Annotated in this window: 1 protein-coding gene; it reads left to right on the top strand. The window is 43.9% G+C overall.

Going from position 1 to position 2,476, the window contains the following annotated elements; translation table 11 throughout:
* Positions 1–232 precede the first annotated feature (232 nt).
* Positions 233–2,476 (top strand): CHAT domain-containing protein (locus AC4II3_RS32460; protein WP_488017202.1); only part of this gene is annotated, 2,244 nt, incomplete at its 3' end.

The raw sequence follows: 2,476 nt of genomic DNA, 5'->3' as shown, positions 1-2,476 counted from the left end.
AGGGAGTAGGGAGTAGGGAGTAGGGAGTAGGGAGTAGGGAGTAGGGAGTAGAAATATGAAAAAACTATCATTTGTAATTGCAATCGCATTAACGTGCTTTGTTCCATCCGGGGAAGCCTTATCAAATTCTGTTGTCATCACACCCGATTCCCGATTCCCGATTCCCGTTCCCCTCCTGGGAGGGGTTAGGGGTGGGTTCCGATTCCCGTTCCCCTCCTGGGAGGGGTTAGGGGTGGGTTCCGATTCCCTAGACCAACAAGCCCAACAACTCTATGAAACAGGGCAATACCAAGAGGCTATCCCGTTGTTGGAGCAAATGATTAGTAACTACAGCGACAGTAGCGACCTTATTGGTGAGATTAATTCCTTAGTAAATCTAGCGTTAGTTTATCAACGTTTGGGAGATATAGCACAAGCTAAACAGACACTATCCCAGAGTTTTACTAAACTATCACAACTCCATAATACCAAGGAACGTCAACAATTACAAGCCCAAATTCTGTCAGTCCAAGGACAAGTATACTTATCTTTAGGTCAAGGGGAAAAAGCCTTATCAAATTGGGAGCAAACTAGTGCTATTTACCAAGACCTAGGAGACCTAAATAGATTGACGGAAAGTCAGATTTACCAAGTGCAAGCCTTACGAGTATTGGGGTTGTATAATCAAGCCACTAAAACCTTAACTCAAATCAAGGAAACTATCCAAGAGCAACCGGATAGTCTACTCAAAAGTAGAGCCCTCCAATACCTAGGTGATGTGTTCAGGAGAGTGGGAAAATTCAATGAATCTCAAGCAATTTTACAACAAAGTTTAGCCATAGCCGAAACATTACCAAATCAGACCTTGATTGCTGAAAATCTGCTCAGTTTAGGAGATACAGCTAGATTAAAAGGTGAAACAGAAGACGCTTTGGATTTCTATCAACGGGTTGTGGAGGAATCTCCCTTACCCCATCTGAAGATTCAGGGACAATTAAATCAACTGAGTGTCTTGATAGCTAAACAAGAGTGGTCAGGAGCCAGAGCGTTATTGCCAGCTATCGACTATACCTTAAGGACATTATCTCCCAGTAAAACCGCAATCAATGCTAGAATTAAGCTAGCCAAAACCCTGTTCAAATCTGAAAACACACAACTAAAAACTCCCAAATCCCTGGCTACTTATCTCGCCGATGCAATTAAGCTAGCTAGGAATTTAGGAGATAAAAGAGCGGAAGCTGAAGCCATCGGTAATTTGGGGACTTTATACGAAAACCAATCACGTCTTGATGAAGCCCAAGACTTAACCGAAAAAGCCTTACTAATTGCTCAAGAAATCAATGCTCCGGATTTAGCTTATCAATGGCAATGGCAACTGGGGAGAATCCTTAACCTCAAACAGGATAAAAAAAACGCGATTGACCTAAGGTCACGCTACGCGATCGCCGCCTATTCTCAATCCGTGCAAACCCTCCAATCGATCCGTAGTGACCTAGTCGCGATTAGTAGCGATGTTCAGTTTGGGTTTCGAGAAAGCGTCGAACCAGTCTACCGAGAATTAGTAGGACTACTCCTAGAACCCAATGCATCTCAAGAAAACCTCAAACAAGCACGAGATGTAATTGAATCCCTGCAACTCGCGGAACTAGATAACTTCTTTCGGGATGCCTGTTTGGATGCTAAACCCGTTAATATCGACGAAATAGACCCCAACGCCGCTATCTTCTATACCATTATCTTGCCAGACCGGCTGGAAGTAATTGTTACCTTGCCGGGACAACCTCTGCGCCAGATCACCACTAACTTACCTCAAACAGAAATAGAAAAACAACTCGCTTCGGTAAGGAGAAATATTACTAGGCCTTGGCAAGATCTTCAAAAGGAAAACTTACAAAAAATAAACGATTGGTTAATCGGCCCGATTGAAGCCGAACTAGCCAACAGTAACATTCGCACTTTAGTATTTATCTCCGATGGGGCTCTGCGCAATCTTCCCATGTCCGTGCTTTATGACGGGGAAGACTATTTGATCGAGAAATATAGTATTGCGGTAGCGCCTAGTTTACAATTAATCGACTCTCAAGCCAATGTCAGACAAAACGTTTCGGCTCTGACTGCTGGAGTGACGGAAGTTCGTCCCCATCGTCCCAATTTAGGAGCACTTCCTGGGGTGAAGGAAGAATTAGAAAATATCAAGGCCGAAGTTCCCTCATTGATTCTACTCAATGAATCCTTTACTGAATCTAACTTCAATACAGAAGTTAATACCTCTGCTTATGAAGTGGTTCATCTCGCCACTCATGGTGAATTCAGTTCAGTAGCGGAAGAAACCTTTCTGCTGACCTGGGACGACGTGATCAATCTCAATGAATTAAATACTCTGATCTCAGCGGATCAAAAGCAAAAAAATCCCATCGAATTACTCGTCCTCAGTGCTTGTCGGACAGCCGCAGGAGACTCCCGAGCGGCGTTGGGATTGGCTGGAGTAGCAGTGCGA

Source organism: Moorena sp., from assembly GCF_982860115.1.
The sequence above is the reverse complement of the archived record's forward strand: the minus strand, read 5'-3'. Positions and strand labels throughout refer to the sequence as shown.